26 protein-coding genes are annotated in these 26,528 nt (G+C 55.5%); 14 read left to right on the top strand and 12 right to left on the bottom strand.

Translation table 11 applies throughout. The annotated features are described in order from the left end of the window. Positions 1 to 20 precede the first annotated feature (20 nt). Together FVB43_RS22820 and rraA are read left to right on the top strand one after the other, a co-directional pair. Entirely contained in the window at positions 21 to 947 is a 927-nt protein-coding gene (locus tag FVB43_RS22820; protein ID WP_133846357.1) for a 1,4-dihydroxy-2-naphthoate polyprenyltransferase, read from the top strand. A gap of 106 nt (positions 948 to 1,053) precedes the next feature. Continuing rightward, positions 1,054 to 1,539 carry a ribonuclease E activity regulator RraA gene (gene rraA / locus FVB43_RS22815; protein WP_133846358.1) on the top strand — a complete coding sequence of 162 codons (486 nt, stop codon included), beginning with the start codon at positions 1,054 to 1,056 and terminating at the stop codon, positions 1,537 to 1,539. A 74-nt stretch (positions 1,540 to 1,613) separates the two neighbouring features. Here rraA and zapB read toward each other — a convergent pair whose 3' ends face one another. After that, positions 1,614 to 1,853, bottom strand: a complete 240-nt coding sequence (gene zapB, locus FVB43_RS22810) for a cell division protein ZapB (protein ID WP_133846359.1) — start codon at positions 1,851 to 1,853, stop codon at positions 1,614 to 1,616. Positions 1,854 to 2,298: 445 nt separating this feature from the next. Here zapB and FVB43_RS22805 point away from each other — a divergent pair, with 445 nt between their 5' ends. The 3 genes from FVB43_RS22805 to glpX all read left to right on the top strand — a co-directional run bounded on the left by FVB43_RS22805 (position 2,299) and on the right by glpX (position 5,801). Further along, positions 2,299 to 3,141, top strand: coding sequence for an MIP/aquaporin family protein (locus FVB43_RS22805; RefSeq protein WP_167864835.1), 843 nt, complete (start codon positions 2,299 to 2,301; stop codon positions 3,139 to 3,141). A 34-nt stretch (positions 3,142 to 3,175) separates the two neighbouring features. Further along, a complete protein-coding gene (glpK, locus tag FVB43_RS22800) occupies positions 3,176 to 4,690 on the top strand; it encodes a glycerol kinase GlpK (protein ID WP_167864834.1) in 1,515 nt (504 codons plus the stop codon). Between the two features lie 100 nt (positions 4,691 to 4,790). Then, positions 4,791 to 5,801: a class II fructose-bisphosphatase gene (glpX, locus tag FVB43_RS22795; protein ID WP_133846362.1), complete on the top strand. Its 1,011-nt coding sequence runs from the start codon at positions 4,791 to 4,793 to the stop codon at positions 5,799 to 5,801. Between the two features lie 166 nt (positions 5,802 to 5,967). On the opposite strand, the gene FVB43_RS22790 is transcribed toward glpX, so the two are convergent. Next, positions 5,968 to 7,125 (bottom strand): integrase core domain-containing protein, encoded by a 1,158-nt coding sequence (locus tag FVB43_RS22790; RefSeq protein WP_167864349.1) that lies wholly within the window; start codon positions 7,123 to 7,125, stop codon positions 5,968 to 5,970. A 120-nt stretch (positions 7,126 to 7,245) separates the two neighbouring features. Next, positions 7,246 to 8,424 carry a multidrug efflux MFS transporter EmrD gene (gene emrD / locus FVB43_RS22785; protein ID WP_133846363.1) on the bottom strand — a complete coding sequence of 393 codons (1,179 nt, stop codon included), beginning with the start codon at positions 8,422 to 8,424 and terminating at the stop codon, positions 7,246 to 7,248. A 309-nt stretch (positions 8,425 to 8,733) separates the two neighbouring features. Here emrD and fpr point away from each other — a divergent pair, with 309 nt between their 5' ends. Continuing rightward, positions 8,734 to 9,480: a ferredoxin--NADP(+) reductase gene (gene fpr, locus FVB43_RS22780; RefSeq protein WP_133846364.1), complete on the top strand. Its 747-nt coding sequence runs from the start codon at positions 8,734 to 8,736 to the stop codon at positions 9,478 to 9,480. Here fpr and FVB43_RS22775 read toward each other — a convergent pair. Further along, positions 9,471 to 9,914 carry a DUF805 domain-containing protein gene (locus tag FVB43_RS22775; RefSeq protein ID WP_133846365.1) on the bottom strand — a complete coding sequence of 148 codons (444 nt, stop codon included), beginning with the start codon at positions 9,912 to 9,914 and terminating at the stop codon, positions 9,471 to 9,473. The genes fpr and FVB43_RS22775 overlap by 10 nt on opposite strands. A gap of 91 nt (positions 9,915 to 10,005) precedes the next feature. Between FVB43_RS22775 and FVB43_RS22770 the strand changes: the two genes are divergently transcribed. Next, complete coding sequence (locus tag FVB43_RS22770; RefSeq protein WP_133846366.1) at positions 10,006 to 10,599, top strand: YiiQ family protein; 594 nt, start codon at positions 10,006 to 10,008, stop codon at positions 10,597 to 10,599. Between the two features lie 118 nt (positions 10,600 to 10,717). Further along, positions 10,718 to 11,485 carry a triose-phosphate isomerase gene (gene tpiA / locus FVB43_RS22765; protein ID WP_133846367.1) on the top strand — a complete coding sequence of 256 codons (768 nt, stop codon included), beginning with the start codon at positions 10,718 to 10,720 and terminating at the stop codon, positions 11,483 to 11,485. A gap of 31 nt (positions 11,486 to 11,516) precedes the next feature. On the opposite strand, the gene pdxR is transcribed toward tpiA, so the two are convergent. Further along, positions 11,517 to 12,950 (bottom strand): MocR-like pyridoxine biosynthesis transcription factor PdxR, encoded by a 1,434-nt coding sequence (gene pdxR / locus FVB43_RS22760; RefSeq protein WP_167864833.1) that lies wholly within the window; start codon positions 12,948 to 12,950, stop codon positions 11,517 to 11,519. Positions 12,951 to 13,009: 59 nt separating this feature from the next. Here pdxR and FVB43_RS22755 point away from each other — a divergent pair, with 59 nt between their 5' ends. Next, complete coding sequence (locus FVB43_RS22755; protein ID WP_133846369.1) at positions 13,010 to 13,465, top strand: carboxymuconolactone decarboxylase family protein; 456 nt, start codon at positions 13,010 to 13,012, stop codon at positions 13,463 to 13,465. A 320-nt stretch (positions 13,466 to 13,785) separates the two neighbouring features. Beyond that, positions 13,786 to 15,348, top strand: a complete 1,563-nt coding sequence (gene mqo, locus FVB43_RS22750; RefSeq protein ID WP_167864832.1) for a malate dehydrogenase (quinone) — start codon at positions 13,786 to 13,788, stop codon at positions 15,346 to 15,348. Positions 15,349 to 15,473: 125 nt separating this feature from the next. Here mqo and FVB43_RS22745 read toward each other — a convergent pair whose 3' ends face one another. Then, entirely contained in the window at positions 15,474 to 16,061 is a 588-nt protein-coding gene (locus FVB43_RS22745; RefSeq protein WP_133846371.1) for a LysE family translocator, read from the bottom strand. Positions 16,062 to 16,198: 137 nt separating this feature from the next. Between FVB43_RS22745 and FVB43_RS22740 the strand changes: the two genes are divergently transcribed. Then, complete coding sequence (locus tag FVB43_RS22740) at positions 16,199 to 17,650, top strand: aminotransferase-like domain-containing protein (RefSeq protein ID WP_133846372.1); 1,452 nt, start codon at positions 16,199 to 16,201, stop codon at positions 17,648 to 17,650. 54 nt (positions 17,651 to 17,704) lie between these two features. Here FVB43_RS22740 and FVB43_RS22735 read toward each other — a convergent pair whose 3' ends face one another. Next, positions 17,705 to 18,328 (bottom strand): glutathione S-transferase family protein, encoded by a 624-nt coding sequence (locus FVB43_RS22735; protein ID WP_167864831.1) that lies wholly within the window; start codon positions 18,326 to 18,328, stop codon positions 17,705 to 17,707. Positions 18,329 to 18,440: 112 nt separating this feature from the next. On the opposite strand from FVB43_RS22735, the gene FVB43_RS22730 reads away from it, so the two are divergent. After that, positions 18,441 to 19,292, top strand: coding sequence for a PhzF family phenazine biosynthesis protein (locus FVB43_RS22730; protein ID WP_167864830.1), 852 nt, complete (start codon positions 18,441 to 18,443; stop codon positions 19,290 to 19,292). A gap of 51 nt (positions 19,293 to 19,343) precedes the next feature. On the opposite strand, the gene FVB43_RS22725 is transcribed toward FVB43_RS22730, so the two are convergent. Beyond that, positions 19,344 to 20,102: an SDR family NAD(P)-dependent oxidoreductase gene (locus FVB43_RS22725; RefSeq protein WP_133846375.1), complete on the bottom strand. Its 759-nt coding sequence runs from the start codon at positions 20,100 to 20,102 to the stop codon at positions 19,344 to 19,346. A 115-nt stretch (positions 20,103 to 20,217) separates the two neighbouring features. Here FVB43_RS22725 and FVB43_RS22720 point away from each other — a divergent pair, with 115 nt between their 5' ends. After that, the gene (locus FVB43_RS22720) at positions 20,218 to 21,117 is read left to right on the top strand and encodes a LysR family transcriptional regulator (protein ID WP_133846376.1); all 900 of its coding nucleotides are present in this window, start codon (positions 20,218 to 20,220) and stop codon (positions 21,115 to 21,117) included. 56 nt (positions 21,118 to 21,173) lie between these two features. Continuing rightward, positions 21,174 to 22,187, top strand: a complete 1,014-nt coding sequence (yhjD, locus tag FVB43_RS22715; RefSeq protein ID WP_133846377.1) for an inner membrane protein YhjD — start codon at positions 21,174 to 21,176, stop codon at positions 22,185 to 22,187. A 31-nt stretch (positions 22,188 to 22,218) separates the two neighbouring features. On the opposite strand, the gene FVB43_RS22710 is transcribed toward yhjD, so the two are convergent. From FVB43_RS22710 to fieF, 4 genes are all read right to left on the bottom strand, one after another. Beyond that, entirely contained in the window at positions 22,219 to 22,995 is a 777-nt protein-coding gene (locus FVB43_RS22710; protein ID WP_167864829.1) for a CDP-diacylglycerol diphosphatase, read from the bottom strand. Between the two features lie 181 nt (positions 22,996 to 23,176). Further along, complete coding sequence (locus FVB43_RS22705) at positions 23,177 to 24,166, bottom strand: sulfate ABC transporter substrate-binding protein (protein ID WP_133846379.1); 990 nt, start codon at positions 24,164 to 24,166, stop codon at positions 23,177 to 23,179. A 143-nt stretch (positions 24,167 to 24,309) separates the two neighbouring features. Continuing rightward, positions 24,310 to 25,272, bottom strand: a complete 963-nt coding sequence (pfkA, locus tag FVB43_RS22700; RefSeq protein WP_062746860.1) for a 6-phosphofructokinase — start codon at positions 25,270 to 25,272, stop codon at positions 24,310 to 24,312. Positions 25,273 to 25,485: 213 nt separating this feature from the next. Next, positions 25,486 to 26,388 (bottom strand): CDF family cation-efflux transporter FieF, encoded by a 903-nt coding sequence (fieF, locus tag FVB43_RS22695; RefSeq protein WP_133846381.1) that lies wholly within the window; start codon positions 26,386 to 26,388, stop codon positions 25,486 to 25,488. Positions 26,389 to 26,528 lie beyond the last annotated feature (140 nt).

Below are 26,528 nucleotides of genomic sequence, written 5' to 3'. Positions count from 1 at the left end.
GATCGGAGGCGCAACCTGTCATGGATAATACTCAACTGGCTCCCCCACTCTCAATGCCCCAGGCCTGGTTGGAAAGCCTGCGTCTGCGCACACTGCCGCTGGCCTGTGCCTCGATCATTACCGGTAGCGCTCTGGCGTGGCATCAGGGGCATTTTGACCCCTCCATCGCCCTGCTGGCGCTGCTGACCACCACTCTGTTACAGATCCTCTCTAACCTGGCGAATGACTACGGCGATGCGCTGAAAGGCAGCGATACGCCGCAGCGTATCGGGCCGTTGCGTGGCATGCAGAAAGGGGCGATCACCAAAGAGCAGATGCGCATCGCGCTGATGCTGACCGTGGCCATCACCACCGGCTGTGGCCTGCTACTGATCCTGCGGGCCTGCCAGTCTCCCGCCGATATCCTCGGCTTTGTGGCGATGGGCGCGCTGGCGATAGTCGCAGCCATCGCTTATACCGTGGGGAAAAAACCCTATGGCTATCTTGGCCTTGGGGATCTGTCTGTGATGATCTTCTTTGGCTGGCTGGGGGTCATCGGCAGTAGCTATCTGCAAACACACCAGATTGATCTGCTGCTGCTGCTGCCCGCCAGTGGCTGTGGCCTGCTGGCGACCGCCGTACTGAACGTCAACAACCTGCGCGATATCGACAGCGACCGGCAGAATGGGAAATTTACGCTGGCAGTTCGCCTGGGTGCACATGGAGCACGCCGCTATCATGCCGTGCTGTTAACCACCGCACTGGCCTGCTTTGCTCTCTACAGTGCGCTGGTCAGCCTGCGTCCGGTGGGTTGGTTATTCCTGCTCGCGGCACCTCTGTTGTGGCAGCAGGGACGTTTCATTTTGCGAGAAACCAGTGCACTGGCGATGCGACCCATGCTGGAAAAAACCGTTAAAGCAGCCCTGCTGATCAATATCCTGTTTGCCATCGGCTTAGTGTTCAGCTAAACGCGATGTGCTTGACCCATCGCAATTTTTAACAATTGATGATTTTGCCAACAGTGGCCTTTAAGCGATATACTTAGCCCTCCTGCGGCAAACAGACGAAACCCCTATGAAATACGATACTTCAGAACTGTGCGACATCTACCATGAAGATGTGAATGTCGTTGAACCGCTTTTCTCAAACTTTGGTGGTCGCACCTCGTTTGGCGGGCAAATCACCACGGTAAAATGTTTCGAAGATAACGGGCTGCTCTATGATTTGCTGGAGGAAAACGGCCGTGGTCGTGTTCTGCTGGTTGATGGTGGTGGTTCAGTACGCCGTGCGCTGGTGGACGCCGCGCTCGCAACGCTGGCTCAGCAAAATGAGTGGGAAGGCATTGTGGTGTATGGTTCTGTTCGCCAGGTGGATGATCTGGAAGAACTGGATATCGGCATTCAGGCCATCGCGGCTATTCCTGCCGGGGCTGCAGGTGAAGGCATTGGTGAAAGCGACGTGCGGGTGAACTTTGGTGGCGTCACGTTCTTCTCCGGCGATCATCTGTACGCAGACAACACGGGAATGATCCTGTCCGAAGACGCGCTCGACATCGAATAAAGACGAACATATAAAATGGGTGCCCCAGGGCACCCGTTTTCTGCTTGCTTCCTGCTTTTACGCCAGGTGCAGCATTACACCTCTTCCATTTTTCCCAGCAAAGCCCGCAGACGATCCTGCCAGACATGCTGCTCTTCTTTTAACTGCTGATTTTCACGCACCAGCGCATCACTGCTGCCTGCTGCCTGCTGAACCTGCTGGTTCAAATTACCGTTTTGTTCTTTAAGCTCTTCGATTTCCATCTGCAACAGCGTGATGGTATCAATCGCCTGCTGCACTTTCGCTTCCAGTTTCTCGAATACTTCAAATGACATGTCTATAACCTCTCCTAATCGCAGGGCGTTGATGATGCTAGCCGCAGGGGTGAGGAATGAACCGGCATTCCGCGGATAACAACGATTCTCCGATTGTAAGTAGAGCGACAGCTCAAGTCCAGCAGCGAACCCTTACAGGGCGTAGTCTGTAACAATTTTCAGTCTATACCTGGTCTCATTAACATCTTCCCCCTCCTGATGTAAGGTCAGCGTTAAATAATTGCGCATTTCACACGCGATCAAACGCGCACCAGGTCGTTTTTGGAAAGCAAAAATACGCGAAAACGCTCATTTTTATGACACAGAACACAATTTTTGATTTCGCTATTTCTCGTTTGTGCTCGTTAACGATAAATTCACAACAGCCCTACATAAGATTTGGGTGATTCACGGATGAAGCAAAACTAAGAAGCTAAACCATTAACCTCGCCTTCAGGAATTCATCATGAGTCAGACAACAAGTACACTTAAGGGGCAGTGCATCGCCGAGTTTCTCGGCACTGCCACGATCATCTTTTTCGGTGCTGGCTGCGTGGCCGCAATGAAAGTTGCCGGAGCCAGTTTCGGCCTCTGGGAAATCAGTATTGTCTGGGGCCTGGCCGTTGCGATGGCCGTCTATCTGACCGCCGGTATTTCAGGCGCTCACCTGAACCCCGCCGTCAGCGTCGCTCTGTGGCTGTTCGCCAATTTCGAAGGGCGTAAAGTGCTGCCCTATACGATCGCACAGGTAGCGGGTGCATTCTGCTCCGCAGCGCTGGTGTACGGCCTGTATCACAATCTCTTCCTCGATTACGAACAGACACATCACATGGTACGTGGCAGCGTCGAGAGCCTCGACCTCGCGGGCATCTTCTCCACGTACCCTAACCCGCACATCAGCGTAGGCCAGGCATTCCTGGTTGAAATGGTCATTACCGCTATCATGATGGCATTGATTATGGCACTGACCGATGACGGTAACGGCCTGCCGCGTGGCCCGATGGCACCGCTGCTAATTGGTTTCCTTATCGCCATCATCGGCGCCGCAATGGGCCCACTGACCGGCTTTGCACTGAACCCGGCACGTGATTTCGGACCTAAGCTGTTCGCCTGGGTGGCTGGCTGGGGTAATGTTGCCTTCACCGGCGCCCGTGATATTCCGTATTTCCTTGTTCCGATCTTTGGCCCACTGATCGGTGCAAGCCTCGGTGCCTTTGGCTACCGCGCCCTGATTGCCAACAACCTTCCGGGTAAGGTTGTGGAGAAACAGGAAAAATCAGCACCGCGCGCTGCACAGCGTAAAGCGTAATCCTGCTCATTGCTTACACCATCAGGAACCTATTATGACCGTAGAAAAAAAATACATTGTCGCACTCGACCAGGGAACCACCAGCTCCCGCGCCGTTATTCTGGATCATGACTCCAATATCGTTGCGGTATCACAGCGTGAATTCCAGCAAATCTACCCGAAAGCGGGTTGGGTTGAGCATGACCCGATGGATATCTGGGCGTCACAGAGCTCCACCCTGGTCGAAGTCCTGGCGCATGCGGACATTAACTCTGACGAAATTGCCGCGATTGGTATCACCAATCAGCGTGAAACCACCATTGTGTGGGACAAAGAAACCGGCAAGCCGATTTACAACGCCATCGTCTGGCAGGACCCGCGTACCGCCGACTACTGCTCGAAGCTGAAAAAAGAAGGCCTGGAAGAGTACATCCGTCATACCACGGGTCTGGTGATTAACCCGTACTTCTCCGGCACCAAAGTGAAGTGGATCCTCGACCACGTGGAAGGCTCCCGCGAGCGTGCACGCCGTGGCGAACTGCTGTTCGGCACCGTCGACTCCTGGCTGGTGTGGAAAATGACGCAGGGACGGGTTCATATCACCGACTACACCAACGCCTCCCGTACCATGATGTTCAATATTCACAAGCTGGAGTGGGATCAGCGCATGCTGGACATTCTCGATATCCCGCGTGAAATGTTGCCGGAAGTGAAATCCTCGTCAGAGATTTACGGCCAGACTAACATCGGTGGTAAAGGCGGAACGCGTATTCCAATCGCCGGTATTGCGGGTGACCAGCAGGCGGCGCTGTATGGCCAGCTGTGCGTCCAGCCGGGTATGGCGAAAAATACCTATGGCACGGGCTGCTTTATGTTGATGAACACCGGTACAGAAGCGGTGACCTCAACACACGGCCTGCTGACCACCATCGCCTGCGGCCCACGTGGCGAAGTGAACTATGCGCTGGAAGGTGCGGTGTTTATCGGCGGTGCATCCATTCAGTGGCTGCGTGACGAAATGAAGCTGATCAGTGACTCTACTGACTCCGAATATTTCGCCACCAAAGTCAAAGACACCAACGGCGTGTATATGGTGCCTGCATTCACCGGTTTGGGTGCCCCCTACTGGGACCCGTATGCCCGAGGCGCTATCTTCGGCCTGACGCGTGGTGCCAATGCTAACCACATCATTCGCGCCACGCTGGAGTCCATTGCTTATCAGACGCGTGACGTGCTGGAAGCGATGCAGAACGATGCCAACACCCGTCTGCAATCACTGCGCGTTGACGGTGGTGCCGTGGCGAACAACTTCCTGATGCAGTTCCAGTCCGATATCCTCGGTGCGCGCGTTGAGCGTCCTGAAGTGCGTGAAGTGACTGCGCTGGGTTCTGCTTACCTTGCCGGTCTGGCAGTGGGCTTCTGGAAAGATCTGGATGAAGTGCGCGCCAAGTCCGTCATCGAGCGCGAATTCCGCCCAAGCATCGAAACCACCCAGCGCAACGTGCTGTACGCAGGATGGAAGAAAGCCGTCGCCCGTGCGCAGGCATGGGAAGACGCTGACGACAAGTAATCATCTCCTGCCCGTGGTCGCCTGACCACGGGTATCTCCCTTCCCCGCTCCGCTCCCTGTGATAAACTTCCCGCCTCATTAGTTTCCTTAAAGGCATGTCATGAAACGAGAACTGGCGATTGAATTTTCCCGCGTAACAGAAGCAGCGGCACTGGCTGGCTATAAGTGGCTGGGGCGTGGCGATAAAAATGCGGCAGACGGTGCAGCCGTACATGCAATGCGCATCATGCTCAACAAAGTGGATATCGACGGTCAGATCGTGATTGGCGAAGGGGAAATTGATGAAGCGCCGATGCTGTATATCGGCGAGAAAGTCGGGACAGGCAACGGTGATGCGGTGGATATTGCCGTCGATCCCATTGAAGGTACGCGCATGACCGCACTGGGGCAGGCCAATGCACTGGCGGTCATGGCCGTCGGGGACAAAGGCACCTTCCTGCACGCACCGGATATGTATATGGAGAAGCTGGTGGTCGGTCCTGGGGCTAAAGGCGCTATTGACCTTAACCTGCCGCTGGAAGAGAACCTGCAACGCGTTGCCCGTGCCCTGAATAAATCCCTGACAGAACTGACCGTGACCCTGCTGGCGAAACCACGCCACGATGCGGTGATTGCCAGCCTGCAACAGCTTGGCGTACGCGTATTTACGTTCCCGGACGGTGATGTTGCCGCGTCGATCCTGACCTGCATGCCGGACAGCGAAGTCGACGTGATGTACGGCATCGGTGGCGCACCGGAAGGCGTAGTCTCCGCAGCGGTGATCCGTGCGCTGGATGGCGATATGCAGGCTCGTCTGCTGGCACGTCATGACGTTAAGGGTGATACCCCTGAGAACCGTCAGTTGGGCGAACAGGAGCTGTCACGCTGTGCGGAAATGGGGATTGCTGCCGGACAGGTGCTGAAGCTGGAAGAGATGGCGCGCAACGACAACGTGGTTTTCTCCGCGACCGGCATTACCAGCGGCGACCTGTTAAAAGGCATCACCCGTCAGGGCAATATGGCGACCACTGAAACGCTGCTGATACGTGGTAAATCCCGCACCATCCGCCGTATTCAGTCGATCCATTACCTCGATCTGAAAGACGAAAGCCTGCACCCGTATATTTTGTGATCGTCTACCGTCTCAGTAGGTGTCAATGCGGGTCGGGCATGCCCGACCCCTACACGGCTTCTGAGACCCTAGGGGTCCCTACACGGCCTCTGAGACCGTAGGGGCGAGGCACGTGTAGGACCGGGTACATAGGTAACAGATCAGACCGGGCACACAGGTAACACTTTTATGCCGGGTCGACCCTGATAATACGCTTTTCTGCCCGTTCATAGTAAGCCAGTATCAGCCGGTCGAAGAGGATGACATCCACGCCGTCATCCACTTCGACCAGCCTCACGTATTCTCCCCTCAGCGCTTCGCTCAGGAACATCCATTCATCCAGCTTTATCCCTCCCTTTGCCTGAACCCGCAGCAGCCTTGAGCCCTCCGGGTATTTCACCTCCGGTACCTCCCCGTCCCACCTCCGTGCTGACGGTGTCCATACCGTCGACGGCGTTTTTCCTCCGTGCGCCTCGTGCGGCCGTTCTGCGTTGAACTCTCGCCGGTATGCGTCGAACCACGCCTGCTGCTCTGCCTGCGTCGTGAAGATGTTGCCGCACGCCAGCGCACCCTTCAGTGAACGGTGCATCCGCTCATGCCGTCCGTTCTCTTCCGGATGCCCTTTCCTGATCCGTTCCGGCAGGATGCCCAGCTTTATCAGCCAGACGCTGAGCCGGCTCAGGCCGGCAATGCCCGTACCGGCGAAGGGATGCCCGTTGTCCGTGCGTATCACGTCCGGCAGCCCGTATTCCCGGAAGGCCCGCTCAAGATTCTGGCGGACGAACGCCCCGGTTTCACGGGTGCCTGCTTCACACGCCAGCAGGTAGCGGCTGAGGTTATCCGTCAGGGTGAAGGGCCGACAGAGGCTGCGGTCACGCAGACGGAACCAGCCCTTGAAGTCTGCGCTCCAGACCTGATTAACGCGGCAGATATCCGTCAGACCGGCGGCGTTACCGGGCGTGCGGCGGCGGACTTTACGGGGCGTGACCAGCCCTTCGCGGTCAAGCAGGCTGCCGATGGTGCTGGCGGCAGGAACGTGGCCGGGATGGCCCGTGTTAATCAGCCAGTGGCGCAGTTTTTTTGGTCCCCAGTCCGGGTGGGCGCGGCGCAGGGATATCAGGCACTGTGCCATGCCGGGAGGGATAACGCAGGATGAGGTGAGGCGCGCCCGGGAGAGGTTTTCAAGGGAGCGAAGGTCGCCGGGGTCAAAGCGTTCAATCCATTTGTAGCCGGTTTTGCGGCTGATGCCGAACTGGCGGCAAAGTGAAGCGACAGAGTGTGTGCCTGCGAGGCAGGCACGGATAAAATCGAGGCGTTGCATGGTAACAGTCTCAGTCCAGGGCATAGTGAGTCTCCTCCGCTATGCCGTTTATAACTGTTACCCATGTGGTCAGTCTAAAGTGTTACCCATGTGGTCGGTCTGTACCCACGCCTCGCCCGGTACCAAAGCGGGTAAATGACAGCCTTACACCGCGTGCGGCTGTGGATGTTTTGACAGCGGCAGCCAGCACAGCAGGATCAGCAGCGCAGTGGCAAACATCAGCATCCCCAGACTGAACTGACCGGTTTGCGGCAACAGCGCAGACAGCCACGCGACCAGCCCAGAACCAAGATTCTGTAATCCCCCCACCAGCGCTCCGGCGGTGCCCGCCATATACGGCCAGGGCTCCATTGCACCCGTCGTTGCCAGCGGAAACAGCATCCCGGCACCGAAAAAGAACAGCGATGCCGGCACAATCAGCGTCCACAGATTCATCACGCCCAGCCAGCCGGGGATCCACATCATCACGCCCGCCAGCAGGCAGCTGTTCACCGCATACCACATCACCGTGGTGAAGGGTTTCTCACTGCGCCCGGCAAACCAGGCACCAAAGAAGGCCGCAGGCAGGGGCAATATAAACAACACGCTGACGGCGAGGCTGCTCATACCCAGTACACCTCCCATCAGCACGCCACAGCTGGCCTCAAACACCGCAATCCCAGACAGCGCACCGATCAGAATCACCAGATAACGGACAAAACTGCTGTCGGCCAGCAGTGGACGGTAACGGGAGAACAGCGGGCGTGTCTGCTGTCCTGCGGGACGCGTTTCCGGCAGCCAACGCAGCATCACGCCAGCAACAATCAGGCACAACAGCAGTAAAAAAGCGAAACAAGCGCGCCAGCCAAACAGGTGTGTCAGCCCGGCACCAATCACGGGAGCAATCAACGGACTGACCAAAATTCCCATGTTAAGCAGGCTGTTGGCCTGACGCAGCGCACTACCGGCGTAGAGATCACGCGGCATTGTGCGCGCCATCACCCCGGCAACACCCGTGCCCATTCCCTGAATAGCAGCCCCCAGCACCAGGCCATTCAGACTGCCTGCCAACAGTGCGGTGAGCGATCCGGCAATAAACACCGCCATTCCCATCAGGATCACCGGGCGACGCCCGATACTGTCAGACAGCGGGCCGTAAAACAGCTGCGAGGCACCGTAGGCCATCAGATAGGCAGCCATCACCCGTTGTACCGCACCATCGCGTACATGGAAGACATCAGCAATGGTCGACATCGCCGGAACATAGATCGTCTGCGCCATCTGTCCCACCGCCAGCAACGCCATCAGCATCACCAGCAAATGGCCATTTTCTATTTTTTTCATTAAGTTACGACTCTTATAAAAAGCGGAAACTCACCCAACCAGCAAGGGTGGCCAGTCATACCGGCACAATGGCGCTGAAAATATCAGGAATGCGTAGCAAAGCGAGGGGGTCGCGGTAAATAACGCTGGCGCCACTGTCAGTAAAAGCAGGCGTGTCTGTAAAACATTTTTTACGCTACGTTTAAATAGTGCTCATACTTTGTCGATATGAGCTTTCACCCGGGCCGTCGGGTGGAAAAAAAACCGATGGCTGGCGAAGATAGCCGCAGAGACGTCACTTATGTCGCAAGCGAATGAAGGAGTTTTTTTATGGCCGTATGGGTCAACGCCCGCGTTAAACATGTCACCGACTGGACTGACAGCCTGTTCAGTCTGACGGTGACCGCTCCCATCGACCCGTTTACCGCCGGGCAATATGCCAAGCTGGCACTGGAAATTGACGGTGAACGTGTGGTGCGCGCCTATTCCTTTGTGAATGCGCCCAGCAATGAAAATCTGGAGTTCTACCTGGTCACCGTGCCGGAAGGGAAACTAAGCCCACGACTGCATGCGTTGAAACCCGGCGATGAGGTGATGATTACCCAGGATGCTCAGGGCTTCTTTGTACTGGATGAAATCCCTGAGTGCGAAACGCTGTGGATGCTGGCAACCGGCACCGCCATCGGGCCGTATCTGTCGATTTTACAGGAAGGAAAAGGGCTGGAGCGCTTCAAAAATATCGTACTGGTCCATGCCGCACGTTATGCACAGGATCTGAGTTATCTGCCAGTGATGCAGGCATTACAGCAGCGTTACGTTGGGAAACTCCAGATTCAAACCGTGGTCAGTCGCGAAGAGAGCCCGGGCTCACTGACGGGCAGAGTGCCCGCGCTGATAGAGAGTGGCCAGCTGGAAGCGGTGACCGGGCTGAGCATCGATGCCGAACAAAGCCATGTCATGCTGTGCGGCAACCCGCAAATGGTGCGCGATACCCAGCAAGTTTTAAAAGAAACCCGCGGCATGCGTAAACATCTCAAGCGCAAACCCGGGCATATCACCAGCGAACATTACTGGTAATCCGGTGAGCGGCGGCGCAGATACACCACAGGCTGCGTCGCTTTGCCAAACCGGTTATCACCCGGTGTACCCGCAAAACCGCCCAGTTCAACCACCATACCGACCATGATCAATGTGGGAATAAAACGGCCCACCAGCCACTGCGCATCTGCCGGCAATATCGCCCAGTGCCCGGCCATCAGCATCCAGGCGACGATAAACAGCAGCGCCCACTGGCCGCCTTTGTTACGGTCGTGCAGTCGTTTTACCATGACAGCGCTGGTGGGCCACAGCAGGGCCACCACGCAGAAAGCGGCCGTCTGCGTATCCAACAGACCATTGCCTGCCAGCGTAAAGAGCAGCACCAGCATCAGCAGCCAGGCCACCTGCCAGATCCAGAAGTCGCGCCGTCCCAGGCGACCACGAAAAGAGAAACACCATTGCTGTAACGTCATTATTTTTATCTCAGAGTCCGGGTGCCCTTTGACTTTGCCGGTCATTGTCCGTTTTAATCTTGGGCTGAGTTTACTGGTTAGGGTCATTGAAATGAAGAACGCGATTTTGGCAGCAGTTGCACTGCTATCCGCAATGACGATCGCTGCGGCACACGCCGATCCGGACCCGCAGGATCGGACTGAGCATTTGCCTGGCGCGCCCTACTTACAGGCCGGCGCCCCCACCTTTGATATGACTATCGGCCAGTTTCGCGAAAAGTATAATGCTGCCAATAAAACGTTACCGTTAAGTGAATATCGCGCCATTGACAGCAGGAATGATAAAAGCAATCTGACGCGTGCTGCCAGCAAGATCAACGAAAATCTTTATTCGTCGACTGCACTGGAACAAGGCACGGGAAAAATCAAAACGTTGCAGATCACCTGGTTGCCCATTCCCGGCCCGGAACAGAAAGCCTCACGCGATAAAGCGCTGGCGTACATCGCAGCGCTGATTCATTACTTCGAACCGATGCTGAGTGAAGCCCAAAGCCAGAAACGTGCCGAGGCGCTGGTGACCAAAGGCAAAGGCTCTCGCTTTTACCAACAGACCGAAGGGGCACTGCGCTATATCGTGGCCGATAACGGCGATAAAGGATTAACCTTTGCGGTGGAACCGTTAAAACTGGCCTTGAGCACACCCTGAGACGACAGGCCCAAAGGATGACGAAAAGCAAAGCCTTTCCGATGTTTGATCTCTATACTGTCTGGCAGACAATGCTGCCTGCTGGCAGCTTTAATACTCTCTAAGCGTGGAGGATACAATGCGACATCCATTAGTTATGGGTAACTGGAAACTGAACGGCAACAAACACATGGTCAACGAGCTGATCGCCGGTCTGCGTACCGAGTTGAGCGGTGTTGATGGTTGTGGTGTGGCGATTGCTCCGCCTGTTATGTATCTGGATCAGGCGAAACATGCCATTTCCGGTAGCCATATCGCACTGGGTGCGCAGAACGTTGACGTTAACCTGTCTGGCGCTTTCACCGGTGAAGTCTCTGCCGACATGCTGAAAGATCTGGGCGCGCAATACATCATCATCGGCCACTCTGAGCGTCGTACTTATCACGCTGAGAGCGATGAGCTGATCGCGAAAAAATTCGCTGTGCTGAAAGCAGCCGGTCTGATCCCTGTACTGTGCATCGGCGAAACTGATGCAGAAAACGAAGCGGGCAAAACCGAAGAAGTGTGCGCACGTCAGATCGATGCCGTGCTGAACACCCTGGGCGCTGACGCGTTCAACGGCGTGGTTGTCGCTTACGAACCTGTATGGGCTATCGGTACCGGCAAATCTGCCACCCCTGCTCAGGCTCAGGCCGTTCACAAATTCATTCGTGACCATATTGCGAAGAAAGATGCTGCGGTGGCCGCTCAGGTCATCATTCAATACGGCGGTTCTGTGAACGATAAAAATGCGGCAGAGCTGTTTGCTCAGCCAGACATCGACGGTGCCCTCGTGGGCGGCGCATCACTGAAAGCGGATGCTTTCGCGGTGATCGTTAAAGCTGCTGCTGCAGCGAAAAAAGCCTGATGATGCCTCCTGCCCCTCCCCGGGGCAGGATTTAACCGAATGTCCCGACCAGCGCTTTCAGCTGCTGCGCACACGCCTCAAACCCTTCACGTGGCATATTCGTCACACTCAGTACCAGCCCATAACGACGACGCCCCTCATCCTGATACCACACCGACAGCGGTGTTGGCGCCATGCCAAACGCCAGTGCTTCCTGCGCGATGCGCGTATCCTGGCATCCCTCTGGCAGCGTAATGATCACCGCCAGTGCCGCACGCGTTGCCTGCGGGAACAGCGGTTGCAGTGCTGCCAGCAGCGCCACCAGCCGTTCGTTGTACAGCCGCTTCATCCGGCGTAAATGACGCATAAAGTGGCCTTCGTGCAGAAATTCAGCCACCGCGTTGTGCAGCACAAAGGACGAGGCGGGTGCCAGCAACGCAGCTGCCTCAGCAAAATGTGCCGCCTGTGATGCCGGAACAACCAGATAGCCCAGACGCAGCGACGGGCTGATGTTTTTACTGAAAGTACCAATATGCAGCACGCGCCCACCATCCAGCGCAGCCAGGGCCGGGGCCGCCCGCCCTTCCAGCTGCAACTCACCGAGATAGTCATCTTCAATAATCCAGCTTGTCTGGCGTTCCGCCCACGCCAGCAGCGCCGCTCGCCGTTCCAACGACAGCGTCATACCTAACGGGGCCTGCTGACCCGGCGTGACCAGCACCGCAGCGGCATCTGCCGCCAGCCGTATTCCTTCCTCCACGCACAGTCCTTGCTCATCCACGGCAACGGGAACGGCTTCGACACCTGCAAGCGTTAGCGCTTTACGGGCCAGCAGATAACCGGGGTCTTCTGTCCATACCGACTTGCCACGCAAACCCAGCGCCAGGCAGATCAGTCCCAGCGCCCCGGCATAACCATTGGTGATCATCACCTGCGAAGCCTGACAACGTATGCCGCGAGCCATCGACAGATAGCTGACCAGTTGTTCCCGCAGTGCCAGGCTGCCACGCGGATCGGAATAGCCGATCGGTTTACTCACCATTTCCCGGGCATGACGCGTGAGAATGCGCGACCAGACCTTGGCAGGAAAGGCATCGTTGGCAGGCACGCCCATCTGAAACGTCAGCGGCGGACGATCAAAAGCGTGGATAACCGACGCCAGCGGTGCCATCACTGCCGTATCCGACAGCAGACTTTTTCCCGGTGAGTGGTGAACCTCGCTCACCCAGGTGCCCGCCGATCCTTTCGCCACCAGCCGCTGACCGTCGACCAGCATGTCATACGCTGTGCGTACCGTGCCACGTGCCACACCAAGCTGTGCGGCCAGATCGCGGCAGGAGGGGACGCGCGATCCGGGCTTCAGACGCCCTTCATCAATCGCCTGCGTGATCCCCTGACGGATCTGCTCACTCAGCGAGTGGCCCGTATCGCGCCGCAGCAGAATATCGGGAACGGATGGACCATTATTTTTATGAATTCCTGGCACTTTTAGCCGCCCATAAAACAGATGAGAATAGCGCCCTACCCAGATAAAAGGACAAGGCAATGAGCGAACGTATCAACTTCTACACCACTTCACCCGCGGGTATGAAAGCACTGGCAGGTGTCTCAGGCTATGTCACGCAAAGCGGTTTGCCACACGATATTATTGAGCTGGCCTTCCTGCGCGTCTCTGAGATCAACGGCTGTGCTTACTGTATCGACATGCACACCAAAGCGTTACATAAAGCGGGCCTGCCCTGGGACAAAATTGTGCTCACCAAAGTCTGGCGCGAAGCGGGTAACTGGTTCTCCCCACGTGAACAGGCGGCGCTGGCCTGGGCAGAATCATTGACGCTGATTGCACAGACCCACGCGCCGGACGCGGTTTTTGCTCAGGTGCAAGCGGAATTTAGTGACAAAGAGATCACCGACCTCACGATCACCATTGGTTTAATGAATGCTTACAACCGACTGGCGATCGCCCTGCGTAAATTGCCGGACAGTGCTCCTCGCCCCTAACTTCATTCTGTTCAAATAGTTACCCCTCATTATCCTGTGGGATATCCTTCGCCCTGGCGGGCCGTTCAACGGCCCGTATCAATGTTGCTTATTTTTTAACGCTCATCATTCTCATTTTTAATCTTTAAACACTTTTTTAATTACCCCGTAACAATGCTATATTTCTGACGCTTTTGAACAGCGATTAAACACTTTGAATTCATGTGGATTTTCGCTGTCAGCAATCCAGAAAGGGCGAAGCAGTCAGACGGGTTCCAGAAGGCCTGCCACTGCTTCTCTACTTAACATGTTGATTTCCTTCAACACGGAGATGTCGTCTCATGCGCAAACTGGCAGTAGAGAAGCACGTCGATGTATTACTGATCGGGGGTGGCGTGATGAGCGCAACACTCGGTACCTACCTGCAAGAGCTGGAGCCAGAATGGCGCATCGGCATGGTAGAGCGTCTGGATGGTGTAGCCGAAGAGAGCTCAAACGGCTGGAATAATGCCGGTACCGGCCATTCCGCTCTGATGGAGCTGAACTACACCCCAGAGAACGCAGACGGTTCTGTCGATATCAAAAAAGCGGTGGAAATTAACGAAGCCTTCCAGGTTTCCCGTCGCTTCTGGGCACACCAGGTGCAGCGTAATGTCCTGCGCGATCCTCGCAGCTTTGTCACCAGCGTCTCGCATATGAGTTTCGTCTGGGGCGAAGAGAACGTCGATTTCCTGAAAAAGCGTTTTGCCGCCTTGCAACAGAGCACCCTGTTTCGCGGGATGGAGTTCTCTGAAGACCCGGATCAGATTAAAGAGTGGGTGCCACTGGTGATGGAAGGTCGTGACAGCGCGCAGAAAGTCGCGGCGACCCGCATTCCGACCGGAACCGATGTGAATTTCGGTGAAATCACCCGCCAGCTGGTGGCATCGCTACAGCAGAGCAAAAACTTTGAACGTCAGACCAGCCATGAAGTGCGTGCGATTAAACGCAATGACGATGGTTCCTGGAGCATCACCGTATCCGACCTGAAGAACAACGATGAGAAAACAATCATCAGGGCAAAATACGTGTTTATCGGTGCCGGTGGGGCAGCGCTGACGCTGTTGCAGGAGTCCGGTATTCCGGAAGCGAAAAACTATGCCGGCTTCCCGGTCGGTGGTGAGTTCCTCGTGACCGATAACCCGGAAGTGGTGAAGCGTCATCAGTCTAAGGTGTATGGCAAAGCGTCGGTGGGTGCCCCGCCGATGTCTGTACCGCATCTTGACTCACGCACGCTGGATGGCAAGCAAGTGCTGTTGTTCGGGCCGTTCGCCACGTTCTCCACCAAGTTCCTGAAACAGGGTTCACTGTGGGATATGTTCGGTTCCATCACGCCATCCAACCTGATGCCGATGGTACGCGTTGGCCTGGATAACTTTGACCTGGTGAAATATCTGGTCGGTCAGGTGATGCTGAACGAAGATGACCGCATCAATGCCGTACGCGAATATTTCCCGGACGCCCAAAAAGCCGACTGGCGCCTGGTGAAAGCCGGCCAGCGCGTGCAGATCATTCAGAAGGATGCCAACAAAGGCGGCGTGCTGAAGCTGGGAACGGAAGTGGTCACCTCGCAGGATGGCACGATTTCGGCACTGCTGGGTGCCTCTCCAGGTGCCTCTACGGCGGCACCGATCATGCTGGACCTGATGAGCAAAGTGTTCAAAGACCAGATGGCATCGCCGGAATGGCAGAGCAAGCTGAAGGCGATCATTCCTTTCTACGGTCAGAAACTGAATGGCAATGTGGCAGCCACTGAGCGTGAACTGGCCGAAACCAGCCGTATTCTGCAGCTGGATTACACCCCAATGAATCCGGCCGCGAATGACGAACCTGTGGTTGTCGAGGATTCGGTGGTCGGCAAGTAGTCGCTGTAGGGGCGCGGCACGCTGCGCCCCTACAGCGTTTTGCGATCCCTGCACCTCGTCAGGCCTGCCGCGCTTTTACGATCCCTTGCAGGGGCCTGGCATGCCTGGCCCACCGCCCCTTGTCGTTATGACAGCTGGAATGCCTCCACCAGCATCCACACCGTTGTGACCAGCAATGACAGCGCCATCACGCCGTTAAACAGCTGAAGTTTCCATGCCACCTGCAGATGTTTTCCCAGCCGATCGCCCATCATTGCCCAGATCAGAATGCACGGCAGGTTCAGCGCCATAAAACTCAGCATCACCGTCAGAATCGTACTGTTCACGGTGTACATCAGCGCCACGTTGATCGCCATCAGCCAGGCTTTAGGATTCACGGCCTGGAACAATGCCCCACCGACAAACGTCATTGGCCGCGCTTTCTCACGTAACTCCGGCGCACCAGAGCGGAAGATCTTCCACGACAGCCACAGCAGGTAGGTACAGCCGAGCAGAGTCAACGGCAGACGTATCGCGCCCATCCATTGCAGTAATACCTCAAGCATCGCCCCCGCAAGCGCCGTCTGTAATCCGCAGCCGACCAGAATGCCGCTGACCATCGGCAGTGTACGGCGTATGCCAAAGTTCACGCCTGACGTGGCCAGCATCAGATTGTTCGGGCCTGGGGTGATCGACATCACCGTGACGTAGCTGATAAAAGAGGGATCAAGCATGATTTCTGTCCTGCATTCCAAGTGAGATCCTCAGTGTAATCAGCCGCCAGCAATGGTAACAGATGCAGAAACCCGTTATTGTTATGAGTACAATACCCCGAACATAGTCACTGTACCCACAGGTTGAGGAGCACATTGTGTCCATCGTCGAACCGCCGATCACGTTGTACCATCAGCTGGCAGAAACGCTGGCAGAGGCAATCCATCAGGGCACCTTTATGCCCGGCAGCCGCCTGCCCGCGATTCGCCGCTGTGCCAGCAACCATCAGGTCAGCGTCAACACCGTGCTCACCGCCTATGGCATCCTGGAAGATCGCGGGCTGATTGAAGCTCGCCCGCAGTCGGGTTACTACGTGCGCGACACGCTGCCTTCGCTGGCCCGGCCCTCTTTTCAGCGCACCAGCGTACGTTCCCCCAGCAGCGAAAAACTCGATCTGATTGATGCAGTGTTCGCCGCACAGAACCACAGTGACTACACCAATATCTCGCTGGCCTGTCCCCAGAGCGGGGATTTTTTCCCGACAGGGAAAATCAGCCGCATTATTGCCTCGCTTCTGCGCAGGGAGCCCGAACTCATTGGCCGCTATGCGCTCCCCCCCGGCAGTCTGCGTCTGAGACGTGAAATCGCACGCCGCTCAATGGAACTGGGCATCACCCTTAGCGCAGAAGACATCACCCTGACGCATGGCTGTATGGAAGCGCTGCAACTCGGGCTGCGTGCCGTCACACAGCCTGGCGACTGCGTCGGCGTGGAAACACCCACCTATTTCTATCTGTTCCCGCTGCTGGCCAGCCTCGGTCTGAAAGTGGTGGAAATCCCAACGGACCCACAGTACGGGTTGTCGCTGGATGCGCTGGAGCTGTTGTTACAGGAAAAACGTATCCAGGCGCTGATCGCCATGCCAAATGCGCAGAACCCGTTAGGCAGTAGCATGACGCTGGATGGCAAAAAACGGCTGGCGCGGCTGGTCAATCACTATCAGGTGCCGCTGCTGGAAGACGGGCTGTACACTGAACTGCAATTCTGCTGGCCGCTGACGCCCGCAGTAAAAGCCTTCGATGACGGCGGCTGGGTGATGTACTGCACCAGTTTTACCAAAACGGTTGCCCCCGACTTCCACCTTGGCTGGATAGCCGCCGGGCGTTTCAGCCAGCAGCTGGCGCGGCTGAAAGCCGTCTCTTCACTGGCAGAGTCTCGCCTGCTGTCGGAAGCGCTGGGGCATTTTCTCGAGTCAGGTGGCTACGACCATCATCTGCGCTCACTGCGCCGTCGTTACGCCGCGCAGCTGGAAGAGGCCCGCGGTATTATCGCCCGCCATTTTCCTCAGGGAACGCGGGCCACGCGCCCGAGCGGTGGCTTTGTCTTCTGGGTTGAGCTGCCGGGTAACGTCGATAGCGTGGAACTGTTCCATCGTCTGTTGCAGGAGAAGATTTGCCTGACGCCGGGAGCGCTCTACACCCTCTCCGAACGCTGCAACAATGCACTGCGCCTCTCCTGTTGTTATCCCTTTGACGAACGCTATACCTGGGCGCTGAAACGTACGGGCGCGCTGGCGTGTGAAATGAGTGGCATTGCGGCGGGGATGTAACGGCGTGGTGTGACGCCACTGCGGGTCGACCGCAAAAAAGTCGACCCGGACGGGTTATGGCGTGCCGTTACGGCCCCAGGTGGCATAACCCTTACGCGCCGTCAGGCGCTCATAATAGGCACGCACCGCAGGCAGATTAGCGTGATCGAGCGGTGTCTCATACCAACGGTTCACGGACAGGCCTATCGGAATATCAGCCAGTGAGAATGTCTGCCCGGCCACATACGCACCCGTGCGCTCCAACTGCTGGTTGAGAATCCCCATCGTGTAAGCCCAGCCTTTTGATGCGGCAGCCAGCAGACGCGGGTCCTGGTGCGCCGGTGAGTGACGCACCAGTGACATAAAGGCATAGCGCCAGGCGGTATTCAGTTCCGTCGCCTGCCAGTCAATCCACTGATCGACACGGGCACGGGCCTGTGGTGCCGTGGGATACAGCGCTTCACCACCGTAAGCGTTCGCCAGATAGCGAATGATGGTGTTTGACTCCCAGAGAATAAACTCACTGTCCTGAATCACCGGGATCAGCGCATTGGGGTTCATCGCCTTAAATTCTGCCTCCTGCGGTGACTTAAAACCATCGCCCCACTCTTCTCGGTGAAAATCGATCTCCAGCTCATCGCACAGCCAAAGCACTTTTCTGACATTGATAGATGAGGCACGTCCCAGTATTTTCAGCATAAAATCATCACTTTTTTAACCTCTGTGGTTTATTAATACCCATAATAGTCGGTACTGACAACCGCCAGGCGGATCGTCAACCAACGGAACCTTCACGCTGACAGGAAGAGCTATGACGCAATTACGCCCTTTTAAACAGGTCGATGTATTTACTTCCACCCCGTACAACGGCAACCCGCTTGCGGTAATTATGGATGCCAGTGGTCTGAGTGATGAGCAGATGCAGTCAATCGCCCGCTGGACCAACCTGTCGGAAACCACGTTTGTCCTGCCCCCCACCGATCCGACGGCCGACTACCGGGTGCGTATTTTCACCCCGGATACCGAATTCCCGTTTGCAGGCCATCCCACGCTGGGCACGGCACATGCGCTACTGGAGGCGGGCATCACACTTCACCACCCTGGCCAGATTGTGCAGGAGTGTGGGCTGGGACTGGTGCGGGTCAAAATTAGTGACGACGGCGCGCTGGCTTTTGCTGCCCCGGAAGCGATCCTCACGCCCTTCAGCGATGCGCCAATCAGCAGCGCGCTCAACAGCGACCACCTGGAAACAGAACTGCCAGTGATGATTGCCGATATGGGGATTCGCTGGCTGCTGGTGCCCATGACGTCAGCCGATGCCGTACTGGCGCTGAAGCCAGACGTGGTGGAGTTTTCTCGCCTGGTGCAGAAAGCCCGGGTCGATGGCGTGATGCCGTTTGGCCCCTTGCCCGGTGGGCAAGAGCAATACGAAGTGCGCGGCCTGCTGATTGAGCAGGGCTCGCTAACCGAAGACCCGGTCACCGGCAGCGCCAACGCGTGCCTGGCGCGTTACTTCCAGGCACGTGGCGTCGAGTTGGATTACCGTGTACGCCAGGGAAGCGCGATGCAGCGGGCCGGGCGCCTCAGCGTGCGCTATGCGGCTGACGGCATCTGGATTGGCGGTCAGACCGTCACCGTGATTGACGGCACGGTCCGGGTATAATCCTTTCCCCGTAGAGGCGGACCTTCTGTTTCGGTCCGCCTGCCCCCAGAATTACAGGAACATTCCGCCCGAAGCCTCGATACGCTGACCGTTCACCCAGCGGCACTCTTCGCTGAACAACGCGGCAACCGCATGGCCGATATCATCTGGCAGCCCAACGCGTCCCAGCGCAGTCTGTGAGGCGACAAACGCATTCATTGCCGCATCATCACGGACTTTTCCGCCACCGAAGTCCGTTTCAATCGCGCCAGGTGCCAGAATATTTACCGCAATACCGCGCACGCCCAGTTCTTTGGCCTGATAACGCGTCAGCACCTCCATTGCCCCTTTCACCGCCGCATAAGCGCTGGAGCCCGGCAGGCTGAAGCGTGCCAGACCGCTGGAGACATTCAGGATGCGCCCACCGTCAGCCATCAGCGGCAACAGGATCTGCGTCAGGAAAAACGGCCCCTTAAAATGGACATTCACCAGATGATCAAACTGCGCTTCCGTGGTGTCAGTGAAAGGGACGTACAAACCCGTACCGGCATTGTTTAATAAATAATCAAAGGTTTCACGCTGCCATACCGTTTTGAGCTGTTGGGCAACCTCAGCGGCAAATGCGCTGAAGCTCTGGCTGTCCGCCACATCCAGTGGAAGTGCCACCGCACGGGCCCCGAGCGCCTGAATGCGGGCCACAACGGCTTCCGCTTCCTGCTGCTGGCTACGGTACGTCAAAATCACATCAACGCCCTTTGCGGCGAGTTTCAGGGCTGCATTCTGGCCTAAACCACGGCTTCCGCCGGTAATCAGTGCTATTTTCTGGCTCATTTTTTTCTCCAGGGAGTGGGCTGTGGACAAAAAAGAGGATATTACCTGCCAGCTGAACTATAAATGTCTTCAAATACGCTTCACTGTTCCATTAATAACAACAATGAGCTCAGCAATGGATAAAATTCACGCAATGCAGGTGTTTGTCAGAGTGGCGGAAATGCAGAGTTTTACCAAAGCAGCGGAGAGCCTGGGCCTGCCAAAGGGTAGCCTGTCGCGCCAGATCCTGGCGCTGGAAAACAGTCTCGGTTCACGTCTGCTGCACCGTACCACACGCCGGGTGCAGCTGACTCAGGATGGGCAGGTTTACTTCGAGCGCTGCCGTGATGTGCTGGCCACGCTGGATGAGATGGACTCGCTGTTTCAGCACGACCCCGCGACCCTGAGCGGACGACTGCGGGTCGATATGCCGGTAAGCCTGGCCAGTAACTACCTGATCCCGCTGCTGCCGGATTTTTTACAACATTACCCGGGAATTGAGCTGGAGCTGAGCAGCAGCGATCGGCGAGTGGATGTGATTCGCGAGGGCTTCGACTGCGTAGTGCGCGTTGGCGTACTGGAGGATTCCGGGCTGATTGCGCGTCAGCTCGGCCATCTACCGTTGATCAACTGTGCCAGCCCGGGCTATCTGGCGCGCTTTGGCACACCGCATACGCTGGAAGCCCTCTCTCAACATGCCATGGTGCATTACAGCCAGCATCTGGGGAGCCAGCCTGAAGGGTTTGAATATTACGATGGGAAAACGGCCCGGCTGATTAAGACCGGCGGCGTGATGACTGTCAACAGTACTGAAACTTACCGCGCCGCCTGTATCGCCGGCCTGGGGATTATCCAGGTCCCACGGGCAGGGGTATTGCAGGCGTTGAAAGAGAAAAAACTGGTCGAAATCCTGCCACAGTTCCCGGCACGCGCCATGCCCGTCTCCCTGCTCTACCCCCACCGCCGAAACCTGGCACGCAGGGTGCGAGTGTTTATTGAATGGCTCAGTCAGGCCCTTACGCGTTACGTCACCTGACCAGCAGGCTATAATTAGCGGCAGTCTTACCGTCAAACCAGGATAAAGAAGGATTCATGGCAGAGAAACCACAACGTACGACCCGACCCGAAGAGCAGTCCGCAGAGAAGCCGCTTATCAACCTGAAAACCGGCAATCATACGGTAGATAAATCCCTGACGCGGGTATCGCGACTGGTTGAGTGGTTCCGTGCTATTCCAGCAGTGGCGCATTTTATCCGCGCCGGTGAGCGCTTTAACGATCGTCTTGGCAGCCAGTTTGGCGCTGCGATCACCTACTTCTCTTTTCTCTCACTGATCCCGATCCTGATGGTCTCTTTCGCCGGCGTCGGTTTTGTGCTGGCTTCTAACCCTGATCTGCTCGCCAGGTTGATCAATACGATCGTCAGTAATATCAGCGATCCATCACTGGCCGCCACGCTAAAGAGCACGGTGAACACCGCTATTCAGCAACGAACCACCGTTGGCCTGACGGGCCTGCTGGTGGCACTGTATTCCGGGATTAGCTGGATGGGCAATCTGCGCGAAGCGATACGCGCTCAGTCACGCGATGTTTGGGAGCGTACGCCGCAGGATCAGGAAAAAATCTGGTTTAAATATTCGCGCGATTTTATTTCGCTGACCGGACTGGTGCTGGCACTGATTATCACACTATCACTGACGTCGATTGCCGGTGCAGCACAGGCCGCTATCGTACGTGCCCTGGGTCTGGAGGGGATTGAATGGCTGCGACCGGCCATGACGTTGATTGCCCTGTCGATTTCCATTTTCGCTAACTATTTGCTGTTTCTGTGGATTTTTTGGATCCTGCCGCGCCATAAGCCGCGTAAAAAAGCCCTGTTTCGTGGCACATTGCTGGCCGCAATAGGGTTTGAAGTGATTAAATTTATTATGACGCTGACGCTACCGAAACTGGCCTCTTCGCCATCCGGTGCGGCCTTTGGGTCGGTGTTAGGACTGATGGCATTCTTCTATTTCTTTGCACGCCTGACGCTGTTCTGCGCGGCATGGATTGCCACCGCCCGTTATAAAAATGATCCGGAACCGGTGCAAAAAAACGAAGCGGTATAGTGTCAAAAGGAGCCGATTTTACCGGCTCCTCTCAAAACTCACTACCCGATGTCGAGTTCAATAATGCGCAGCGATGGTCCTGTAATTCCTCAGCAGAGGCGCGATTAAGCAGCAGCAGATTACGCTTCACCACCATCAACACTCGTCTGCCATCACCCAAAGCGGCAATGGCAATACCATAACTGCCCATGTTTTCACGCGCACCTGGCAACTCATTTGCCATACGAATAAACGGGCTGGTGCGTTTAAACTCATCACGACTGATCACTCTGACCAGATACTCATGGCTGCCAAGACGCTGGTTTTGCCAGCGATCATTCAGCCGCGTACTGAGCGCATCTAACTGGTGACGAATATCCGGGCGCAGGCAAGAGATATGAATGTGTAACTGATTTTGGGTACGTCCCCAGCGCGAATTAACCGCCAGTGAATAAATCCGATCATCTATAACCGCACCGCGTTTCTCTTCCATAAAATGACGTGCACGCCAGGCTTCCGCCAGATAATTAGGCGTAGAGGGATTAAGTAAACTCGGGCTCTCCACTCCCGTTATTTTCGCTACCGGCATCAGCAAAAATTGCAGCGCACCGTTCCTGTCTTTTAATACCACATACCCGTCCTGAATATTGACCTGACGGCAGGGGGACGGATTGTTTTTTTGCTCCTGGCCTGGTACACATTGCTGGCTGACTATTTTCCATAACTGGTCAGACTTTTTTAAGTAATTCAATGCAATATAAGCACAACCGACGGTTACCAATACCACTATAGTGACCAGCGTGATAACAACCCGCCTTCGTTCCAGCATCTTTTCCAAACCTCTACCCAATTGTTGTTCACAATGTAATCTAAGCTGCGTGAAATATCATGCGAAATCATCACTTCACGGTACTTTTTTGGAAACCAGGCTGCCTGATAAATACTTAAATCAAATAACGAAAAAGGGCCGACAAATGTCGGCCCTTCGGAACAATTCAGGGTTACGCGAATTAGCGCTTCATCACCTGGTCGTAAGTCCCCCCTTCCGCGAAGTGGGTTTTCTGCGCCTGCGTCCAGCCACCGAACTTATTATCGATAGTAAACAGTTTCACCGGCTGGAAGGTGCTGGCATATTTCTTCGCGACTGCAGCATCACGCGGACGATAGAAGTTCTGAGCGGCAATATCCTGCCCTTCGGTGGAATACAGATATTTCAAATACTCGTCAGCGACTTTACGGGTATCACGCTCGTCCACCACTTTGTCGACCACGGAAACAGTCGGTTCTGCGAGGATCGATTCGCTTGGCGTGATGATTTCAAACTGATCTTTGCCCAATTTGTTCACCGCCAGATAGGCTTCGTTTTCCCATGCAATCAGCACATCGCCAATGCCACGTTCAACGAAGGTATTGGTGGCGCCACGTGCGCCAGAATCCTGCACTTCAACGTTTTTAAACAGGGCCTTCACGTATTCCTGAGCTTTAGCCTGGTCACCTTTGTTCTGGTCCAGTGCCCAGCCCCAGGCCGCCAGATAGTTCCAGCGTGCACCACCAGAGGTTTTCGGGTTCGGGGTGATAACAGACACGCCAGGTTTGGTTAAATCCTGCCAGTCATGAATTTGTTTCGGGTTACCTTTGCGAACGAGGAATACGATGGTGGAGGTATAAGGAGCGGAGTTATCTGGCAGGCGCTTGATCCAGTTCTTATCAATACGGCCGCGCTCGGCAATCGCATCCACATCGGAGGCCAGCGCCAGCGTCACTACATCGGCTTTGATGCCATTGATGACCGAAGTTGCCTGTTTACCTGAACCACCGTGAGACTGGCGGATGACGACATTATCGCCCGTTTCCTGTTTGTAATGCGCGCTAAACGCTTTGTTGTACTGCTCGTACAGCTCACGCGTTGGGTCATAAGACACGTTCAACAGCTGGATATCCTTGGCCAGCACGCTGGTTGAGGCCAGTAACAGGGTAATTCCTACACTCCACTTCTTCATTGCACGTACTCCCAAAGGTTTATCTGATAAGGAGCGTGACACAAAGTGTAGAGTGAATTAAAGAATTAAAAATTAGCTGTAATAACTATATGGAATAACGATTTGCATAATAAAGGCGCTGACCAGCAGCGCCTTGTTTTTCATCAGTAAAGTTTTTTAGCGGTATCCAGCCAGTCGCCTTTAAACGGACGCTTCATGTTTTCAATCGCGTCAATGATGTCATGGTGCACCATCTTCTCGTTTTGAATACCCACGCAGCGACCGCCGTAGCCCTGTAACAGAAGCTCAATAGAGTAAGCCCCCATACGTGAAGCCAAAATGCGGTCATAGGCTACCGGCGCCCCACCGCGCTGAATGTGGCCCAGCACCGTTGCACGCGTCTCACGTTTGGTTTCTTCTTCGATGTATTTTGCCAGATCGTCGATATCGCAGATGTGCTCAGTGATGGCCACGATGGCGTGTTTTTTGCCTTTGGCAATGCCCGCTTTGATTTCGCTCACCAGCTCTTCACGGGTGTAAGGGATTTCCGGCAGAACGATAAACTCACAACCACCGGCAATCGCCGCAGCCAGCGTCAGGTCACCACAGTAACGGCCCATCACTTCCACGATAGAAATACGCTGATGTGATGATGAGGTGTCACGCAGGCGGTCAATCGCTTCGACAACGGTTTCCAGCGCGGTGAAATAGCCAATCGTGTAATCCGTTCCCGCTACATCGTTATCAATGGTGCCTGGCAGGCCAATACACGGGAAGCCCATCTCGGTCAGACGCTTGGCGCCCATATAGGACCCGTCACCGCCAATCACCACCAGCGCATCAATACCGCGCTTTTTCATATTTTCGATGGCAACAGTGCGCACATCGTCATTACGGAATTCAGGAAAACGCGCAGACCCGAGGAAGGTGCCGCCGCGATTAATCATATCTGACACGCTGTAGCGGTCGAGATTGACCATGCGATCTTCATACAGGCCGAGGTAGCCGTCATAAATGCCACAAACTTCCAATCCTTCACTGAGCGCGGCGCGAACAACACCCCGGATCGCAGCATTCATACCTGGGGCGTCGCCGCCGCTTGTCAGTACACCGATTTTTTTGATCATGACAACCTCTGAACTTGATGATGCAAATGATGAATTCTGGACGCCGGAGCGGGATTAAAAACATACATACGAGATAACCGGCTCAATTATTGGCAATAGTATATCAAACACTTCAAGCTGAATTGATTCAGGTCAGGCAACTTTCGGCTATTTTTTTTGCGGTGTATCACGTTTTAAGTAGTGTAAACGCTAACCATTTCATTTAAAAACGCTTTACAGCTCAAATTTGCCCTGCGGCCTGTCGGGTATCACAGAACACGGGTCCTGATGAATAATCACATCGGAACCCGGAAACTGATGCAGCAGCGCCTGTTCAACCTGCTCCGCAATCTGATGAGCCTGGTACAGCGGAAGGTGGTCGTCCATTTCCAGATGCAGTTGAATAAAACGCGTCGGCCCGGACTGGCGCGTGCGAATGTCATGCGCCCCCTGAACACCGGGCCAGGCCGCAATGATGTCTATAATCGCCTGATGCTCCTCAACGGGCAGGGCGCGGTCGAGCAGGGCCTGAACGGCCTCATAACCCATACGCAAAGCACTGTACAGAATCCACACGCCAATCCCTAACGCAAACAGCGCATCGGCACGATGAAAGCCGTACCAGCTGAGGGCCAGGGCCAGCAAGATGGCACCGTTCATCACAACGTCAGATTGATAGTGCAGCATATCAGCGCGAATAGCCTGACTGCGGGTACGCCGAACCACCCAACGCTGGAATGTGACCAGCACGAGCGTTGCCACCAGTGCAATCACCGTGACGACCATCCCCACCAGCGGGGCTTTCATCGGTGCAGGAGACGCAAGGTGTTGTAAGCCAGTGAGGAATAAAAACAGTGCAGAACCGGAGATAAACATACTCTGCGCCAGTGCTGCAAGGGACTCCGCCTTGCCATGACCGAAGGTATGTTCAGCATCAGCCGGTTGCAGTGAGTAGCGCACCACAAACAGGTTGGTCAGCGAAGCGGCAATATCCACCAGAGAATCCACCAGCGCCGCCAGTACGCTCACTGAGCCCGTATACCACCATGCAAAAATCTTGATAATTAACAGCATCGAGGCCAGCACCGTCGCTGCAAGGGCAGCGGCATTCACCAGCCGGGCGTAATTTGCATTCATGGAATACCCCGTGACGTCGGAGTGCTAAGTATACTGAGTTTTGGGCAAAAAAAACCCCGCCATCATGGCGGGGGAAGACAGGGATATGTCATTTAATTGACAATAAACCAATGAAACAAAAGGATTTGTTTCACTCAATG

It is taken from the genome of Erwinia rhapontici (genome assembly GCF_012271765.1).
Lineage (GTDB): Bacteria > Pseudomonadota > Gammaproteobacteria > Enterobacterales > Enterobacteriaceae > Erwinia > Erwinia rhapontici.
This window is presented reverse-complemented; position numbering and strand designations above follow the sequence as displayed.

Bases quoted from the DNA above. Each gene is read 5' to 3' on its own strand.
- FVB43_RS22755 (WP_133846369.1), top strand. From the start codon at position 13,010: ATGAGCGAACGTATCAACTTCTACACCACTTCACCCGCGGGTATGAAA.
- FVB43_RS22710 (WP_167864829.1), bottom strand. From the start codon at position 22,995: ATGCTGGAACGAAGGCGGGTTGTTATCACGCTGGTCACTATAGTGGTA.
- FVB43_RS22820 (WP_133846357.1), top strand. From the start codon at position 21: ATGGATAATACTCAACTGGCTCCCCCACTCTCAATGCCCCAGGCCTGG.
- tpiA (WP_133846367.1), top strand. From the start codon at position 10,718: ATGCGACATCCATTAGTTATGGGTAACTGGAAACTGAACGGCAACAAA.
- pfkA (WP_062746860.1), bottom strand. From the start codon at position 25,272: ATGATCAAAAAAATCGGTGTACTGACAAGCGGCGGCGACGCCCCAGGT.
- yhjD (WP_133846377.1), top strand. From the start codon at position 21,174: ATGGCAGAGAAACCACAACGTACGACCCGACCCGAAGAGCAGTCCGCA.
- FVB43_RS22805 (WP_167864835.1), top strand. From the start codon at position 2,299: ATGAGTCAGACAACAAGTACACTTAAGGGGCAGTGCATCGCCGAGTTT.
- FVB43_RS22775 (WP_133846365.1), bottom strand. From the start codon at position 9,914: ATGACGTTACAGCAATGGTGTTTCTCTTTTCGTGGTCGCCTGGGACGG.
- FVB43_RS22705 (WP_133846379.1), bottom strand. From the start codon at position 24,166: ATGAAGAAGTGGAGTGTAGGAATTACCCTGTTACTGGCCTCAACCAGC.
- FVB43_RS22730 (WP_167864830.1), top strand. From the start codon at position 18,441: ATGACGCAATTACGCCCTTTTAAACAGGTCGATGTATTTACTTCCACC.
- FVB43_RS22790 (WP_167864349.1), bottom strand. From the start codon at position 7,125: ATGCCCTGGACTGAGACTGTTACCATGCAACGCCTCGATTTTATCCGT.
- glpK (WP_167864834.1), top strand. From the start codon at position 3,176: ATGACCGTAGAAAAAAAATACATTGTCGCACTCGACCAGGGAACCACC.
- rraA (WP_133846358.1), top strand. From the start codon at position 1,054: ATGAAATACGATACTTCAGAACTGTGCGACATCTACCATGAAGATGTG.
- glpX (WP_133846362.1), top strand. From the start codon at position 4,791: ATGAAACGAGAACTGGCGATTGAATTTTCCCGCGTAACAGAAGCAGCG.
- FVB43_RS22725 (WP_133846375.1), bottom strand. From the start codon at position 20,102: ATGAGCCAGAAAATAGCACTGATTACCGGCGGAAGCCGTGGTTTAGGC.
- fpr (WP_133846364.1), top strand. From the start codon at position 8,734: ATGGCCGTATGGGTCAACGCCCGCGTTAAACATGTCACCGACTGGACT.
- FVB43_RS22720 (WP_133846376.1), top strand. From the start codon at position 20,218: ATGGATAAAATTCACGCAATGCAGGTGTTTGTCAGAGTGGCGGAAATG.
- mqo (WP_167864832.1), top strand. From the start codon at position 13,786: ATGCGCAAACTGGCAGTAGAGAAGCACGTCGATGTATTACTGATCGGG.
- zapB (WP_133846359.1), bottom strand. From the start codon at position 1,853: ATGTCATTTGAAGTATTCGAGAAACTGGAAGCGAAAGTGCAGCAGGCG.
- FVB43_RS22770 (WP_133846366.1), top strand. From the start codon at position 10,006: ATGAAGAACGCGATTTTGGCAGCAGTTGCACTGCTATCCGCAATGACG.
- FVB43_RS22745 (WP_133846371.1), bottom strand. From the start codon at position 16,061: ATGCTTGATCCCTCTTTTATCAGCTACGTCACGGTGATGTCGATCACC.
- emrD (WP_133846363.1), bottom strand. From the start codon at position 8,424: ATGAAAAAAATAGAAAATGGCCATTTGCTGGTGATGCTGATGGCGTTG.
- fieF (WP_133846381.1), bottom strand. From the start codon at position 26,388: ATGAATGCAAATTACGCCCGGCTGGTGAATGCCGCTGCCCTTGCAGCG.
- FVB43_RS22735 (WP_167864831.1), bottom strand. From the start codon at position 18,328: ATGCTGAAAATACTGGGACGTGCCTCATCTATCAATGTCAGAAAAGTG.